Genomic DNA, 15,250 nt, shown 5'->3' on the forward strand with positions numbered 1-15,250 from the left:
CAGAATGGGAATATGTCGAACATATTTGGTGCTCCCAAGGCCACGGAGGAATCCCGCAGCGTCCCGCAAGGCGACACCGTGGGCTCGTACGCCTCCTATTTGGATGCCCAGAAGGCGGTGGACTACCTTGCGGACCAGCAGTTCCCGGTCCAGCTGGTCTCGATCGTGGGCAACGACCTGAAGATGGTGGAGCGTGTGACCGGACGGCTGAGCTACCCCCGGGTGGCGATGTCCGGTGCCCTGAGCGGCATGTGGTTCGGCCTGTTCGTCGGCGTCATGCTGTCCTTCTTCGCCCCTGCCGGCGGCGCGTTCTCGATCGTCACCTCGGTCCTCATGGGTGCTGCCTTCTTCATGCTCTTCGGAATCGTTACCTATGCCACCCAGCGCGGCAAGCGCGACTTCACCTCCACAAGCCAGGTGGTGGCCACCAACTACGACGTCATTGTGGCCTTCGAGGCATCGCAGGAAGCCCGCCGCCTGCTCCACCAGCTGCCCATGAGCCCGTCCGAGGCCGCCGCGGGGCACGCGCAGGGTCCTGCTCCGCAGAACTACAACCCGCAGAACCAGCCGTTCCAGCAGCCCGGCCAGGCCCCGGAACGCCCGGCTGGCTGGAGTGACCCCTACGGCCAGCGCGGCCCCCAGCCGGGCGCGGAAGCAGGCGGCCCGCAGGCCGCGGCCGAAGCCGCAGGCGCCGAAACAGCCGGGACCCAGCCGGCGCCGGAGCGGGCACCGGCCCCTGCCGCCGTACGCTATCCCGACCTGCCCGACGGCCGGCCGCAGTACGGCGTACGCGTTGACCCCAGCGGCCGGCAGCCCGGCCAGGCCGAAGCCGCCCCCGACGCCGGTACAAACCCGACGGACGGGCAGAGCAAGCAGTAGCCCCCAGCACCAGGGCCACAGAAGCATCAGGGACCAAAAAAGGGAAGGCCGCCGGAAACTCCGGCGGCCTTCCCTTTTGCTGTGTGCGGCTTGCTTGGTGCGGGGCTTAGCCCTGGGCCTCCTGGTAGATGCCGGCCATCCAGGCCTCGACGTCGTCCGCCTTGCGGGGCAGCGCGGCGCTGAGGTTCACCGGGCCGTCGGCCGTCATCAGGATGTCGTCTTCGATGCGGACGCCGATGCCGCGGTACTCGGCAGGAATGGCGAGGTCCTCATTCTTGAAGTACAGGCCGGGCTCGATCGTGAAGACCATGCCCTCGGTGAGGACGCCGTCCAGGTACAGTTCACGCTTGGCTTGGGCGCAGTCGTGCACGTCAAGGCCCAGGTGGTGGCTGGTGCCGTGCGGCATCCAGCGGCGGTGCTGCTGGCCTTCGGGGCTGATGGCTTCCTCGACCGAAACGGGCAGGAAACCCCATTCGGCCAGACGCTCGGCCAGTACTGTGGTTGCGGCGGTGTGGATGTCGCGGAACTTGGCGCCCGGGCGGGCGGCGGCGAAGCCGGCGTCGGCGGCGTCAAGTACAGCCTCGTAGACCTTGCGCTGGATCTCAGAGAAGGTGCCGTTGGCCGGGAGCGTGCGCGTGACGTCGGCGGTGTAGAGCGAATCGGCCTCGACGCCGGCGTCGAGCAGCAGCAGTTCGCCGGCGTTGACGGTCCCGGTGTTGCGGTTCCAGTGCAGCACGGTGGCGTTGTTGCCGGCGGCGGCAATGGTGTCGTAGCCGAGCTCGTTGCCTTCTTCGCGGGCGCGGGCAAAGAAGGCTCCCTCCACCACGCGCTCACCGCGCTTGTGGGTCAGTGCGCGGGGGAGGGCCCGGACGACGTCGGCGAAGCCTTCCACCGTGGCAGCCACGGCGATCTTCATCTGCTCGATTTCCCAGGCATCCTTGAGCAGCCGCAGCTCGGAGAGTGCCTCGCTGAGCTTCTCGTCCAGGGCATCGAGCTCGCCCATGTCCAGGTTCTCCGGGTCCTTGGCGGTGTTGTACCGGGCGGTGTCCACCAGGGCGTCGATGTTCTCGTCGACCTTGCGGACCAGGCGGATGGAGATGCCGCCGATTTCCGGGGCACCCACGTCCTTGGTGATGGCCACCTCGAGTTCGGAGATGTGCGCGGTGGGCAGGCCCAGGCGCGCCTCGAACTCGGCGAGTGTGGGGCGGGCACCGATCCAGAATTCGCCGGCACGGGAGTCAGCGTAGAACTGCTCGGTATCGCGGCCGGCCAGCGGACGGAAGTAGAGCGTCGCGCGGTGGTTGCCGCCGTCGTCGCCCTTTCCTTCGGCGGCCGGCTCCAGGATCAGCACGGCGTCGGGCTCGTGGTCCAGGCCCAGGCCCGTGAGGTGCGCGAAGCCCGAGTGCGGGCGGAAACGGTAGTCGCAGTCATTGGAGCGGACCTTCAGCGGCCCGGCCGGGATAACGAGCCGTTCGCCTTTGAACTGTTCGGAGATGGCCCGACGCCGGGTGGCGGCGTGGTCCGCAACGGCGTCGCGCGCAGGGGTTTCCTGCGGGGCCGGGGCCCAGCTGCTCGCCATGAATGCCTTGAAGGCATCGGATGTGGGCCGCTGGGAGCGGTTGTTCACGCGCTCCTGCAGGGGTTGGGAATCTGTGGATTCCGGGTACGGGGTGTTTTCGGCATCGTTCACCGTTACATCGTCCCACCAGTTGCGTGAGGAGGCCAACGGCGAAACGGTCCAAGCCGGTCCGCATCCAATAGCGCCTAACTTGCTCCCCAACCTCGCAAGCTCGGGTGGGTCCCCTCGCAAGTTAGGCTTAGAAGGTGAGGATAGACCTGCATGCGCACTCGAATGTTTCCGACGGAACAGAGACCCCTGCCGGGGTGATGGCTTCGGCCGCCGCAGCGGGTCTCGACGCCCTCGCGCTGACCGACCATGACTCCACCGACGGCTGGGAAACGGCCGCGGCGGCCGCCCTGGAACACCGCGTGGCGTTCGTTCCGGGCATGGAGATTTCCTGCCGGACGCACGAGGGCATCAGCGTCCACGTGCTGAGCTACCTCCACGACCCCGCACATCCGGGCCTGCTCGAGGAAATCACCAAAGCCAAGGACGCCCGGCTGAGCCGGGCCGAGCGCATGGTCACGCTGCTCGCCGAGGACTACCCGCTGAGCTGGGACGACGTCATCCACCACGTTGCGCCCGGGGCCACTCTCGGACGGCCGCACATCGCCGATGCGCTCGTGGCCGCAGGGGTGGTGGCCGACCGCAGCGAGGCCTTCACATCGATCCTGACGTCCCACTCGCGCTACTTCGTGCAGCATTACGCACCGGACCCGGCGCTCGCCGTCGAACTCGTGCGCGCCGCCGGCGGAGTGCCTGTCTTCGCCCATCCCGTGGCGTCCGCACGGGGCCGCGTGGTTGAGGAGCGCACCTACCTGGAAATGATCGACGCCGGGCTGCTCGGCCTGGAGGTGGAGCACCGCGACAATCCTGAAGAGGGGCGCGAATTCCTGCGCGGCCTCGCCGCCAAGCACGGGCTTCTCATGACAGGCTCCTCCGACTACCACGGTGCGGGCAAACCCAATCTGCTTGGGGAGAACCTGACCGCGCCGGAGGTGCTGGCACGGATCGAGGAGCTGGGTACCGGCACTCCGGTGGTGCGCTGAGACGCACTACCTGCCAGGGTTCGGGACAAAGGGGTGCCCCAGGGCCGTCGACAGTCCGACGAAGATGCGGGTGGCAGGGGACGAGCACGGGAGGTCTGCCGGATTGTCGATGAGCGTCGGTGACTCGGTGCAACTTCCCGAGGCGATGTCACTGTTGACGAGGACCACCACCGAGGTGTCCGACGTCGTGTCGTAGTACAGGGTGGCGTTGAAGCCGGGCAGTTCGCCGGTGTGACCCACCCACCCGCCAACGCACGCAAAGCCGAAACCGTAGCCGGCCGGTTCCGGGAAGGACTGCAGGCGTTCAGCCTGGGTCGCCGGGGACAGAAGGCCCTGCCCGGTGCCCAGCGCCCGGCCGTACACCAAGAGGTCCTGCACGGTGGAGATCATGGCCCCGGCGGTCCACCCAAAGGAGGGGCTCCAGTTCGTGGCATTGGTGGGATCCTCCGGCGTGCTGCTGCCTTGGAGCGTATAGCCTTGCGGGTGCGGCGCCGGAATGGCCGGTGAGTCGCCGGGCCAGCTGGTGCCCGCCAGCCCCAGCGGTGCCAGGATCCTCTGCTGGAGGACGTCCGCAACGGGCTGGCCTGTCACCTTCTCGATCACCTTGCCCAACAGGACGGTGTTGGTGTTCGAGTAATTGAATTTCTCGCCGGGGCTGAAGATGGGCGAGGCCGAGACACCGTAGGCAACCAGCTGATCGGGCGTGAAAATCGTCTCCGGATGCGCGAAATAGACGTCCAGGAAGGCCTGGGTGTAGTAGCTGGCAATCCCGCTGGTCATGTTGGCCAGCATCCGCAGGGTGATCGTGTTTCCGTTCGGAATGCCCGGGTAGTACTTGTCGATGGTGTCATTGAGCGACAGCTTGCCTTCCTCGGCCAGCTGGAGAATGAGGGTGCCGGTAAACGTCTTGGTGACGGAACCAATCCTCAGGTGCATGTCCGTGGACATGGCTGCGTTCGTGGTGGGGTCGGCGAAACCGTACGAGCTGGTCCAGAGCCCTTCTGGCGTGCGTACGCCAACGATCGCTCCGGGGGCTGCTGCTTCCTTGAAGGATGACTGTGCTGCGGCATCGAGGGAGGCGGCCAGGGGCGCCGGGAGTGCCGCGGCCGTTGAGGCCGGGGCTGCGATCACTGTGGCGACATCGGAAACGCACGGCCCCGTGGTGGCGGCGGGGGCGGTGGCTGCTGCGCTTGTGCTGGGTGGCGTACTATCAGACGTGGCTGTGCAGCCGGTTAACAACAGCACCGCGGCCATCCCTGAGGGGATGAGCCGGGAGTGGCGGGTCCTCCGCGAAGTGCACACACCGGCCATGGTGGACCCCTGTTCGTCGAGCCAGACGCCGCGGCATGTTCCCCCAGGCGAGCCGGCCCGGGAAGGGCCGGTTCCGGTTATTCTGTGGCACGCCATGGGGCCTGTCAACGGCCATGGCATAGGCCCGTGGATACTTAGGCAGGGCTGCTTAGTTGGGTGAAAGCGGCGGAGGCCCGGCGATGAACTCGGCCTTGCCGTCCAGCCGCTTGCGCATGACCTCGATGGCCGGGGCGTTCTGGTCCACGCACACGAACCTGCGGCCCAGCTTGGCCGCCACCGAGCCGAGCGTGCCGGAACCGGCAAAGAAGTCCAGGCACCAGTCGTCCTTGCGGCTCGACGCCGACACGATCCGGCGGACCAGTCCTTCGGGTTTCTGGGTGGGGTAGCCGGTCTTTTCGCGTCCGGTGGGCGAGACGATGGTGTGCCACCACACGTCCGTGGGCAGCTTGCCCTTTTCGCGTTTGGCGGGGGTGACCAGGCCCGGGGCCATGTACGGCTCGCGGTCCACCTCGGCATTGTCGAAATGGTACTTGGCCGGGTTTTTCACGTACACGAGGATGTTGTCGTGCTTGGTGGGCCAGCGGCTTTTGGCGCGTGCGCCGTAGTCATAGGCCCAGATGATCTCGTTCAGGAAGGACTCCCGGCCGAAGATGGCATCGAGCATGACCTTGGCGTAGTGCACCTCGCGGTAGTCCAGATGCAGGTACAGCGTGCCGTCATCGGCCAGCAGCCGCCACGCCTCCACGAGCCTGGGTTCCAGGAACGACCAGTAGTCGCTGAAGGCGTCGTCGTAGCTGTGCAGGGCGCCCTTGATGGTGTCATAGGAGCGGCCCTTGAAGCCCACGCGGTCGCCGTCGCCGTCGGCGTTGCGGACCATGCGTGTTTCCTGGCGGCTCTGGACCCGGCCGGTGTTGAACGGCGGGTCCACGTAGATGAGTGTGAAGGCGCCGTCCGGCAGCGTGGGGAGGAAGTCCGCATTGTCCGCGTGCACCACCAGGTTGCTGCCGTCCGGCGCCCAAACAGTTTCACTCATTGAGGGTTTTAGGCCTCGGCGCTGCCGGAAGATGCGGCGGCGTCGCCGGCGGAAACAACCTCGCCGTTGCGGCGGCGCGTGCGGGTGCGCCGGGTGCGGGCAGGCTTGTCGCCGGCTTCACCGTTCGCACGGGAGCCGTTCGCTTCCGCGCCGTTCGTGGCGGCGCCTTCCGCCGGAGCTGCTTCGCCTTCGGAGGTACGACGGCGGCGCGTGCGCTCGCGTCCGCCGTCGCCCCTGCCTTCGCTTGCCTTCGCGTCGCCGGACCTAGCGTCGCGGCCGGAGCGGCCACGGCCGCCGCCGCGTCCGGATCCGCCGTCGCGGCCGGAACGGGAGTTCTTCTTGCCGGTCTCGCCCAGGTCCTCCAGGACCTCGGCGTCGACGCCGGCGAGCGTGCGCTTGTTGCGGGGCAGCCGGCCCTTGGTGCCTTCCGGAATGTCCAGCTCTTCGTAGAGGTGCGGCGAGGAGGAGTAGGTCTCCACGGGCTCGGGCACGCTCAGGCCGAGGGCCTTGTTGACCAGGCCCCAGCGCGGCATGTCGTCCCAGTCGACGAACGTGACGGCGGTGCCCTTGTTGCCGGCGCGACCGGTGCGGCCCACGCGGTGCAGGTAGATCTTCTCGTCTTCCACGCACTGGTAGTTGATGACGTGGGTGACGTCGTCGACGTCGATGCCTCGGGCGGCAACGTCGGTGGCGACCAGGACGTCGACCTTGTTGTTGCGGAAGGCACGCAGTGCCTGCTCGCGGGCGCCCTGGCCGAGGTCGCCGTGGATGGCTGCGGCAGCGAAGCCGCGGTCCACGAGTTCCTCGGAGACCTTGGCGGCGGTGCGCTTGGTCTTGGTGAAGATGATGGTGCGGCCACGGCCGCGGGCCTGCAGGATGCGGGCCACGACCTCGATCTTGTCCATGCTGTGGGCACGGTAGATGAGCTGGCGGATGTCGCGCTTGGTGAGGCCCTCGTCATGGGGGTCCGCGGCACGGATGTGCGTGGGCTGGGTCATGTAGCGGCGGGCCATGGCGATGACCGGGCCGGGCATGGTGGCCGAGAACAGCAGGGTCTGGCGGACCGCCGGGGTGCCCGCGATGAGGGTCTCCACGTCCGGCAGGAAGCCGAGGTCCAGCATTTCGTCGGCCTCGTCAAGGATGACCATCTTGACGTTCTTGAGGCTCAGGTGCTTCTGCTTGTAGAGGTCGATCAGGCGGCCGGGCGTGCCGACAACCACCTCGACGCCCTTCTGCAGGGCCTCGATCTGGGGTTCGTAGGCCCGGCCGCCATAGATCGTGGCGATGCGGGCGTTGCGCTTGCGGGACGCGGTCTGCAGGTCGTTGGCGACCTGGACGGCGAGTTCGCGGGTGGGCACGATGACCAGGGCCTGCGGGGCGCCCGGGACGGCCAGTTTGTCGTAGCCGGCGTCGTCCTGTCCGACCACGCGCTGCAGGGCAGGGATGCCGAAGCCGAGGGTCTTGCCGGTACCGGTCTTCGCCTGGCCGATGATGTCGTGGCCGCTGAGGGCAACCGGCAGGGTCATCGCCTGGATCGGGAAGGGGTGCGTGATGCCGGCGTCGGCCAGGGATTCAACGATGTCTGCGCGGACGTTGAAATCAGCGAAGGACTTTTCCTCGATCTCGTGGGGCGTCTCGTCCGAGGTGATGGTCTCCTCGGGCTCGATCGATTCCGTTCCGCTGGGGTCAGTCAGGACTTCATGGGTGTGCAATTCACTCACAGGGAGTTTCCTTATTCATTTGGGCATTGGCGCTGCGTGCTCAACGGCGGCGGCTGAGCCGATCCGGAGCACGAACGGGCGCGCAAGCATTTCCAGTGGAAGCCGATCGCGGGCTATCTAAGTACTGGCACTGGTGACCAGCGGGCAAATCTCAAGATCGCGTAGGGGCGGGCTTGTTGACTTCAAAAATTAACTGAATCAACGACCGGGCATCCATTACTACACAGCCAGTCTAGCCTCTGGGCGGCCCAAAGCTGGGATCGGTGCCCTCGCCGTGCCTGTCATAGGAGCGCGAAGCGGATCTCCCGTGCGGCGATGTCCGCCTTCACCAGCTTCACCCGGACCTTGGTGCCGGACTCCATTTCGCCGTCGCAGCGGGCCGTGACGGCAGGCTCGGTGATCTGGACGACGCCGAACGGACCGTTGCCGTTGCCGTTCCCGTTTCCGTTGGGCGGCTTGGAACCGGAGATCACGATTGCGTCGAACTCCTCGCCGATGTGGTTGACCACCAGGGCCGCCTCCACCGTGTCCAGGGCCATGCGCTCCATCTTTCCTGCGAGCTGGTCCGAGGCTGCCATGATCGCGGGCAGGGACGGCAGGGCGTCGCGGACCCACGAGGGGATGGAGCCGCCGGTGCTCAGGGCCTCGCAGATCACCAGGACGAAGCGGTCGATCAGCCGGCGCAGGGGAGCCGTGGTGTGGGCGTACGGGGCGCCGATGGCCGACTGCACCACATTCTCGGGCACCGTCCCGTCGAACGGCGTGTAGCCCGCGCCGCGGAACAGCATCCCGGCGGCGTGCAGGATGGCCAATTGCTTGGGATCGGTGGCGTCCAGGGTGCGCAGGTATTCGCCGTAGCTGATCCGGCCGTCCCAGGGCTTGCCGAGGGCCGCCGTCTGGCGTTTGAAGTGCAGCAGGGAACGGTCGTCCGGTTCCGGCATGGTGCGCAGGATCCCCACCTTGCCGTCCAGCATCAGCTGCGCGGCTGCCATCCCGGTCATAAGGGAAATCTGCGCGTTCCAGTCCTCCACAGGCAGGCTGGGCGCTGCCACAATCCGGAACCCGCCGCCGTCGGGCAGGGGCACGATCTCCTGCTCCGGCATGTTCAGGCTGGCACCGCCGCGGCGGCGCTCCAACTCGACGCGCTTGAGCCCCACTTCCTTGAGTAGCTGCAGCACGGGCGAGGCCGTGCCGGCGTCGATCTCGGCCTGCGCGCCCTTGTAGCTCAGCTTGGCGCGGCTGCGGACCGTGGCCCGGCGGACGGACGCGGCCGAGACCTCCGCGGCAGCATCAAGGTCGAAGTCCCACACGAAGGCCGCGCAGTCCTGCTCGGCCAGCAGGCTTCCGGCGTTCTCGCTTATGACCTCGGGGTGGAGCGGGATCCGGCCGTCCGGGGCGTAGAACGTCTGCCCGCGCTGGCGGGTCTCGGCGTCGAGGGCCCCACCCGGAGCCACGAAGGAGGGGACATCGGAGATGGCGTAGAGCACCTTGTAGCCCTCGCCGGCGCGCTCGATGAACAGCGCCTGGTCAAGGTCCGTGGAGGAGGCCGGGTCGATGGTGATGAAGGGGACCTCCCGGAGATCACGGTCGGGAAGGGCGTGGGCGGACACCGCGGCCTCGGCCTCCTGCAGGGCTTCCGACGGGTAGGCGCCGGGCAGCTCCAGCTCGGTCCGCAGGGCCGCAAATGCCTCTGCGAGCTGGTACGACTCTTCACTGACGTTCGGCGCTATCCCATGATGTGGCACGAAAATCAGGTTAGCCCGAAATCGGCGGTTAGTCTTGGAGCATGGGCACATCCTCGGCCGGCAACGCTCAGTACCAGCGCCTCGTGACGGACCTCCTGGGCGTTATGGCCTATGGCGAGCTGTCAGCCTTCGGGCGCCTCTCCTCCGACGCGCGCTACGCACCTACCCTCCACGACCGTGCCCTGCTGGGCCGGATCGCCGTGATCGAGTTCCAGCATTTCGAACTGGCCAGCGCCCGGCTCGAGGAACTGGGCGTGGACGCCGAGGAGACCATGCTGCCGTTCCAGCGTTCCGTGGACCACTTCCACGAGCGCACCAAACCGGGCGACTGGTACGAGTCCCTGATGAAGGCCTACGTCATCGACACCGTGTCCTCGGACTTCTACAGGTCCGTGTCCGAGTTCCTTGACGCGGACACCCGGGAACTGGTTGAACGGATCCTGGTCTCGGAGGAGTCCACCGCCGTGCTGCGCGAACTGCTCCAGCACGCCCTGGCGGAGGACCCGCGCCTTGCGTCCCGGCTGGCCCTGTGGGGCCGCCGACTGGTGGGCGAGGCCCTCACCCAGGCCCAGCGCGTCAGCATGGAGCACGCCCTGCTGGGGCCGCTGCTCAGCAGCACCGGCGACGCCCGGGAAACCGTTGGGAAGCTGACGGCGGACCTTGCCGAGCGGCACTCCCGCCGGATGACAGGGCTCGGCCTGACGGCCTGAGCGGCTACTGCCAGATCGGCAACGGCCTGTGGCTACGCGGCGTCCAGCGCGGCGAGCAGCTCCCGGGCGGCCGCCGTCGGGTCCGGCGCTTCGGTGATGGCACGCACCACCACGATCCGCTCGGCACCCGCTGCAACCACCTGCTCAACGTTGGTGAGGTCGATGCCGCCGATGGCGAACCAGGGGAGCAGCACGCCGCCCACGGTTTCCTCATCGGCCTTGCGGACGGCTTCTTTTGCATATGTGACCAGCTCCAGGCCGACGGCGTCGCGCCCTGGCTTGGTGGGGGTTGCCCAGAGCGGGCCAACACAGAAATAGTCCAGTCCGCTGCGGCCGTGGGCAGCGGCGATCGCGGCATCGATCTGCTCCGTGGTGTGCGTGGACAGGCCGATCACCGTGGGGTCGTGGAGCAGCTTCCGGGCTGAGCGCAACGGCAGGTCCTTCTGCCCGATATGGAACACCGGAGCCCCGGAAAGCAGGGCAATATCGGCGCGGTCGTTGACAGCCCACAACCGGCCGTGATGGTGCGCCACCTTGTGCAGGGCCTCGAGGAGCTCAAGTTCCTCGGCGGCTTCCAGGGACTTGTCGCGCAGCTGGATGATGTCCACGCCGCCTTCGAAAGCGGCATCGACGAAGTCTTCGAAATCGCCCTGTGTCTTGCGGGCATCGGTGCAGAGATAGAGGCGGGCAGTGGTGTGGACGTCGTGCTGGGTCATGGAGCTAGCGTAGTTCCTTTACACTGGGCTGGTACTGCGGGAGCCGTAGTGGCGGTCACAAACGCCACGCGGCTGAGAGGGCTTCAGCGCCGACCGCTTGACCTGATCCGGCTAGTACCGGCGTAGGGAAGGAGCCGCATGGCGGATACCAACAACAGCTGCCCCGGCACGCTGCAGGCAGACGTTGCAGTGATCGGCGGAGGCATCATCGGCCTCGGCATCGCCCTCGAAGCCCGCAAGGCAGGGCGCTCAGTAGTCCTCATCGACCCCGCACCGGCCACGGGCGCCACCTTCGCCGCGGCCGGCATGCTCGCCCCCGTCAGCGAACTGCACTACCAGGAGGAAGACCTCCTGGAACTGATGCTGGAGTCCTCAGTGCTCTGGCCGGAATTCGAACGGACGCTGCCCGCGGCGTCGGGATCCGGGGACGCGGCCCCTGGGACCGGATACCGCACGACGGCGACCCTCGCCGTGGGTGCCGACGCCGCGGACCGGAGGGCGCTCGCCGACCTCCGGTCCGTCCAGCTGGCACACGGACTGGCGGTGGAACCCCTGGCACTCCGTGAGGCACGGAGCCGCGAACCCCTGCTGAGCCCGCAGATCTCCTGCGCTTTCGACATCCCCGCCGACCACCAGGTGGACCCCCGCAAGCTCGCCCGCCGGATCCTGGCCGCCCTCGCCAGCCACAGTCCCGAAGAGGCCACGTGGGTGGCCAGGGCTGAGAACGGCTTCGCCCTCTGCGCCCAGGCCGCGTCGCTCATGTGGGAGGACGGCCGCGTGGCCGGGACGGTGCTGGAAGACGGGACAGTGGTGCATGCTGCGGAGACCGTGGTGGCCAACGGCCTCGGCGCCGCAGCCCTGGCCGGACTGCCGGAGGGCCTCGCGCTTCCCTTGCGCCCCGTCTACGGGGACATCCTGCGCCTCCGCGTTCCGGAACATCTCCGGCCGCTGCTGACATCCACCGTCCGTGGCATAGTGCGCGGCGTGCCCGTCTACATCGTTCCCCGGGACGACGGCACAGTGGTGATCGGGGCGACGCAGCGTGAAGACGGGCTCTCCGCTTCCTCCAACGCGGTCTCCGCCGGCGGCGTCTACCAGCTGCTCCGCGACGCCCAGGTCATGGTTCCTGCTGTAGCCGAATTGGAACTGCTCGAGGCAACCGCACGGGCACGGCCCGGTACACCGGACAATGCACCCCTGCTCGGGCGCGTCCAGGGCAGCCGCGGCGATACTGACGGCCTGGTGGTAGCCACCGGCTTCTTCCGCCACGGCGTCTTGCTCACTCCTGTGGCCGCACGGATCGTCGGCCAGCTCCTCTCCGGGGTGGAGGACCCGCGCTGGTCCAGGTTCCGCCCCGACCGCTTCTCCGTTCCAACACCCGCACACGCAATCACCTCTGTAGCAATCAAGGATCCGGCATGAACATCACCCTCAACGGCACAGCCCACGCGCTTTCCGACGGCGCCTCCGTCACCACCCTCGTCAGCCAGGTCACCGGCCGCGTGCTGGACCACAGCGGCCAGGCGTCCGACGGCGGCAAGCTGGGCGTCGCCGTCGCACGCAATTCCGAAGTGGTGCCACGCAGCCAGTGGGCTGCCACGACGCTCGCAGAGGGCGACGAACTCGAACTCGTAACCGCAGTACAGGGAGGCTGAACCATGACCGCAGCAAGCACCGAGGTGCGCACTGACTCACTGGTGATCGACGGCGTGGAGTTCGGCTCCCGCCTCATCATGGGCACCGGTGGGGCGCCGAGCCTGGACGGGCTGGGCGCCGCACTGCTGGCCTCCGGCACGGAGCTGACCACCGTGGCCATGCGCCGCTACTCACCGGCCGAAACAGGTTCCCTGTTCCAGCTCCTGATGGACCACAACATCCGCGTCCTGCCCAACACCGCGGGATGTTTCACGGCCAAAGACGCCGTGATGACGGCCGAACTGGCACGCGAAGCCTTGGAAACCGACTGGGTCAAGCTCGAAGTCATTGCCGACGAGCACACGCTGCTTCCGGACGCCGTGGAACTGGTGGACGCCACGGAACAGCTGGTGAACCGCGGTTTCAAGGTGTTCGCCTACACGAATGATGATCCCGTGCTGGCCCTGCGCCTGGAAAACCTCGGCGCCACCGCCGTCATGCCCCTGGGCGCGCCCATCGGCACCGGCCTGGGCATCCTGAACCCGCACAACATCGAACTGATCGTGTCCCGGGCTTCGGTTCCGGTGGTGCTCGACGCCGGAATCGGAACTGCCTCCGACGCTGCGCTGGCCATGGAACTGGGCTGCGACGCCGTCCTGCTGGCCACCGCCGTGACGCGGGCACAGAACCCCGTCCAGATGGGCGAGGCCTTCAAACACGCCGTCATCGCCGGTAGGCTGGCGAAGCAGGCGGGCCGGATTCCGCGCCGGGAGCACGCATTGGCGTCCTCGGCCATGGAAGGCCGGGCCGAGTTCCTGTAAGCGAGTCCCCGCAGGCGGGGAGTCCCGAGCCGAGGAGCAGGCATGGCAGGCAAGGAAGATGTCCTCACCAGGCCGGCGATCGATGCCGCCCTGGCGGAACTGCCGGACTGGCGGTACCGGCTAGGAGGGCTCGTCACCGTCTATAAGGCGCCGACGGCGGCCGGCGCGCTTGCGCTGATTGCCGCCGTCGGGCAGATCGCGGAAGAACAGAACCACCACCCGGACCTGGACTGGCGCTACAACCGGGTCTTCATCCGGTACACCTCGCATGATGCCGGCTCGGAGGTGAGCAGCCGCGACGTCGCCGCGGCCACCGCGGCCAGCACTGCTGCCGCGGACGCCGCGGCTGTGGCCGAGCCGGGGCTATACAGGACCATGGAACTGGCGATCGATACCGACGCCCCGGAAGCGATCTCCGAGGTCTGGCGGGTGGCCCTGGGATACCGCAAGGGACGGCATGGGGACCTCGTGGACCCTTATGGCAGGGGACCGGCGCTGTGGTTCCAGGAAACGCCGTCGCCCAATGCAAACCGCATCCACGTCGACGTGCACCGGAGCCTGGCCGAATCGGGCCCGGCCATCGGCAAGACGGCGGCCACCGGAGCCTTAATGAACCATGACCACGCACCCAACTGGGTGGTGGTCACGGATTCACAAGGCAACCGGCTCTGCCTGTGCACCGAAGCGGGGCACGAGCCGGATCTCGGGGACTGAAGCGCCGGTCCGCGGAGCTACAGCTTGAGCGCGGCTGTCAGCGCCTGGATGTCGTGCTTGGCGCGCGCCCGGCCAAGGAACAGCGCTGCGGCGACGGACGCCGCCGAACCCAGGACGATCGGCAGGACCCACGGGATCCAGGTCAGCCCCTGCCGGTAGCCCAGGCCGATCTGGAGGCAGACGATCCAGCTCAGCATGCCCACAGCCACAGCCACCCCGGCGGGCACGGCGATGCCGTACGCTGCGTGGTGCCTGTCATTTGCCCAGACAATGAAGCCCGCGGCGACGGTGGCAAGGACCACGATGACGAGTGAAAGCATGGGGGCTCCTGGTTTCCGGGGAGTGTCAGAGAACGCCGAAACCGACGCGGCGGGATTCCTCGGCGCCGATCTCCACGTAGCCAAGGACGTTGCCCGGGACGATGATCTGGCGGCCCTTTTCGTCGCTCAGACGCAACTCCGTGCCCTTGGACACGGCCTCGGCGACGATCTTGGCGACGGCTTCCGCATCCAATGCCGATTCCAGCACAATTTCGCGGCCCACGTTCTGAATGCCGATCTTTACTTCCACAGCAAGGCCTCCAAGCCAATCAAGAATTTAAGTCAGTCCTCTATTTGTAGCCTAGGACTCTTTGGGGAATCGACTGATTCCGCGCCAAGCTAAACGATAGATGAGATCGCTGGCCACATCGAGGTCCAGGTTTCCGTCCGTTTCCAGCCAGTAGCGGGCACTGACCTGTGCCATTCCGGCCAATCCGCGCCCCAGGAGCTGTGCCTCGAGCGGGGGCAGCTTGGTGTCCTCCGCGATGACATGCGCGACGGCGTCGGCGAAGGTCTTGTTGAACGTTTCCAGCCGCGAGCTGACATCGGGATCGTTGATGAGGTCCGATTCGAAGACCAGGCGGTGGGCCTGGTCATCGCCCGCGATGAAGCGGTAGTACGCCCGCATGACGGCCTGGACGCGTTCCTTATTGTCCGAGGTGGAGTTCAGCGCCGAGAGCATCTGCTCGGTCAGCTTGGCCAGATGGCTGTCCAGCAGCGCCATGTAGAGCTCACGCTTGGACGGGAAGTGCTGGTACAGGACCGGCTTGCTCACATGCGCTGTCTCGGCGATTTCGTCCATCGCGGCGCCGTGGAAGCCGTTGGCCACAAACACTTCCAAAGCGGCATTGAGCAGCTGGGCGCGGCGTTCATCCCGCGGCAACCTCGCTGAGCGTGGCGACCCGGTCCGGTCCTGCCTCTCCGGTGTCTCCTGTTTTGCCCGTGCGCCCTCAGCCACAGTTCTGCCCGCCTTTC

The 15,250-nt window shown here is 67.4% G+C and carries 16 protein-coding genes and 1 riboswitch; of the genes, 7 read left to right on the forward strand and 9 right to left on the reverse strand.

Going from position 1 to position 15,250, the window contains the following annotated elements; translation table 11 throughout:
• Positions 1-12: 12 nt before the first annotated feature.
• Positions 13-879, forward strand: a complete 867-nt coding sequence (locus J1902_RS01950) for a YflT domain-containing protein (RefSeq protein ID WP_207614585.1) — start codon at positions 13-15, stop codon at positions 877-879.
• Positions 880-985: 106 nt separating this feature from the next.
• Here J1902_RS01950 and J1902_RS01955 read toward each other — a convergent pair whose 3' ends face one another.
• A complete protein-coding gene (locus J1902_RS01955; RefSeq protein ID WP_207614586.1) occupies positions 986-2,569 on the reverse strand; it encodes an aminopeptidase P family protein in 1,584 nt (527 codons plus the stop codon).
• A 134-nt stretch (positions 2,570-2,703) separates the two neighbouring features.
• Here J1902_RS01955 and J1902_RS01960 point away from each other — a divergent pair, with 134 nt between their 5' ends.
• Entirely contained in the window at positions 2,704-3,549 is an 846-nt protein-coding gene (locus J1902_RS01960; protein WP_207614587.1) for a PHP domain-containing protein, read from the forward strand.
• Positions 3,550-3,555: 6 nt separating this feature from the next.
• On the opposite strand, the gene J1902_RS01965 is transcribed toward J1902_RS01960, so the two are convergent.
• The 4 genes from J1902_RS01965 to J1902_RS01980 form a co-directional block, all read right to left on the reverse strand.
• Complete coding sequence (locus tag J1902_RS01965) at positions 3,556-4,680, reverse strand: serine hydrolase domain-containing protein (RefSeq protein WP_307794346.1); 1,125 nt, start codon at positions 4,678-4,680, stop codon at positions 3,556-3,558.
• A 328-nt stretch (positions 4,681-5,008) separates the two neighbouring features.
• Positions 5,009-5,893 carry a DNA-methyltransferase gene (locus J1902_RS01970; protein WP_207614588.1) on the reverse strand — a complete coding sequence of 295 codons (885 nt, stop codon included), beginning with the start codon at positions 5,891-5,893 and terminating at the stop codon, positions 5,009-5,011.
• 8 nt (positions 5,894-5,901) lie between these two features.
• Positions 5,902-7,614, reverse strand: a complete 1,713-nt coding sequence (locus tag J1902_RS01975) for a DEAD/DEAH box helicase (protein WP_207614589.1) — start codon at positions 7,612-7,614, stop codon at positions 5,902-5,904.
• A 281-nt stretch (positions 7,615-7,895) separates the two neighbouring features.
• Positions 7,896-9,359 carry an RNB domain-containing ribonuclease gene (locus tag J1902_RS01980; RefSeq protein WP_207614590.1) on the reverse strand — a complete coding sequence of 488 codons (1,464 nt, stop codon included), beginning with the start codon at positions 9,357-9,359 and terminating at the stop codon, positions 7,896-7,898.
• A gap of 41 nt (positions 9,360-9,400) precedes the next feature.
• Here J1902_RS01980 and J1902_RS01985 point away from each other — a divergent pair, with 41 nt between their 5' ends.
• Complete coding sequence (locus J1902_RS01985) at positions 9,401-10,069, forward strand: ferritin-like fold-containing protein (protein WP_207614591.1); 669 nt, start codon at positions 9,401-9,403, stop codon at positions 10,067-10,069.
• 32 nt (positions 10,070-10,101) lie between these two features.
• Here J1902_RS01985 and thiE read toward each other — a convergent pair whose 3' ends face one another.
• Entirely contained in the window at positions 10,102-10,785 is a 684-nt protein-coding gene (thiE, locus tag J1902_RS01990; RefSeq protein ID WP_207614592.1) for a thiamine phosphate synthase, read from the reverse strand.
• A 26-nt stretch (positions 10,786-10,811) separates the two neighbouring features.
• Positions 10,812-10,931, forward strand: a riboswitch (TPP riboswitch).
• Here thiE and thiO point away from each other — a divergent pair.
• The 4 genes from thiO to J1902_RS02010 all read left to right on the forward strand — a co-directional run bounded on the left by thiO (position 10,924) and on the right by J1902_RS02010 (position 13,955).
• A complete protein-coding gene (gene thiO / locus J1902_RS01995; protein ID WP_207614593.1) occupies positions 10,924-12,207 on the forward strand; it encodes a glycine oxidase ThiO in 1,284 nt (427 codons plus the stop codon). It overlaps the preceding riboswitch by 8 nt.
• Positions 12,204-12,440, forward strand: a complete 237-nt coding sequence (gene thiS / locus J1902_RS02000; protein ID WP_207614594.1) for a sulfur carrier protein ThiS — start codon at positions 12,204-12,206, stop codon at positions 12,438-12,440. Before thiO ends, thiS begins: the two co-directional genes overlap by 4 nt.
• A 3-nt stretch (positions 12,441-12,443) precedes the next feature.
• Positions 12,444-13,241 carry a thiazole synthase gene (locus tag J1902_RS02005; RefSeq protein ID WP_207614595.1) on the forward strand — a complete coding sequence of 266 codons (798 nt, stop codon included), beginning with the start codon at positions 12,444-12,446 and terminating at the stop codon, positions 13,239-13,241.
• 42 nt (positions 13,242-13,283) lie between these two features.
• A complete protein-coding gene (locus J1902_RS02010) occupies positions 13,284-13,955 on the forward strand; it encodes a 4a-hydroxytetrahydrobiopterin dehydratase (protein ID WP_207614596.1) in 672 nt (223 codons plus the stop codon).
• A gap of 17 nt (positions 13,956-13,972) precedes the next feature.
• On the opposite strand, the gene J1902_RS02015 is transcribed toward J1902_RS02010, so the two are convergent.
• The 3 genes from J1902_RS02015 to J1902_RS02025 are packed head-to-tail and all read right to left on the reverse strand — an operon-like array spanning position 13,973 to position 15,233.
• Complete coding sequence (locus J1902_RS02015) at positions 13,973-14,275, reverse strand: hypothetical protein (RefSeq protein ID WP_207614597.1); 303 nt, start codon at positions 14,273-14,275, stop codon at positions 13,973-13,975.
• 25 nt (positions 14,276-14,300) lie between these two features.
• Complete coding sequence (locus J1902_RS02020; RefSeq protein ID WP_207614598.1) at positions 14,301-14,525, reverse strand: DUF3107 domain-containing protein; 225 nt, start codon at positions 14,523-14,525, stop codon at positions 14,301-14,303.
• Between the two features lie 51 nt (positions 14,526-14,576).
• Positions 14,577-15,233: a TetR/AcrR family transcriptional regulator gene (locus J1902_RS02025; protein ID WP_372434319.1), complete on the reverse strand. Its 657-nt coding sequence runs from the start codon at positions 15,231-15,233 to the stop codon at positions 14,577-14,579.
• Positions 15,234-15,250 lie beyond the last annotated feature (17 nt).

This window comes from Arthrobacter cavernae (genome assembly GCF_017368795.1).
Taxonomy (GTDB): domain Bacteria; phylum Actinomycetota; class Actinomycetes; order Actinomycetales; family Micrococcaceae; genus Arthrobacter; species Arthrobacter cavernae.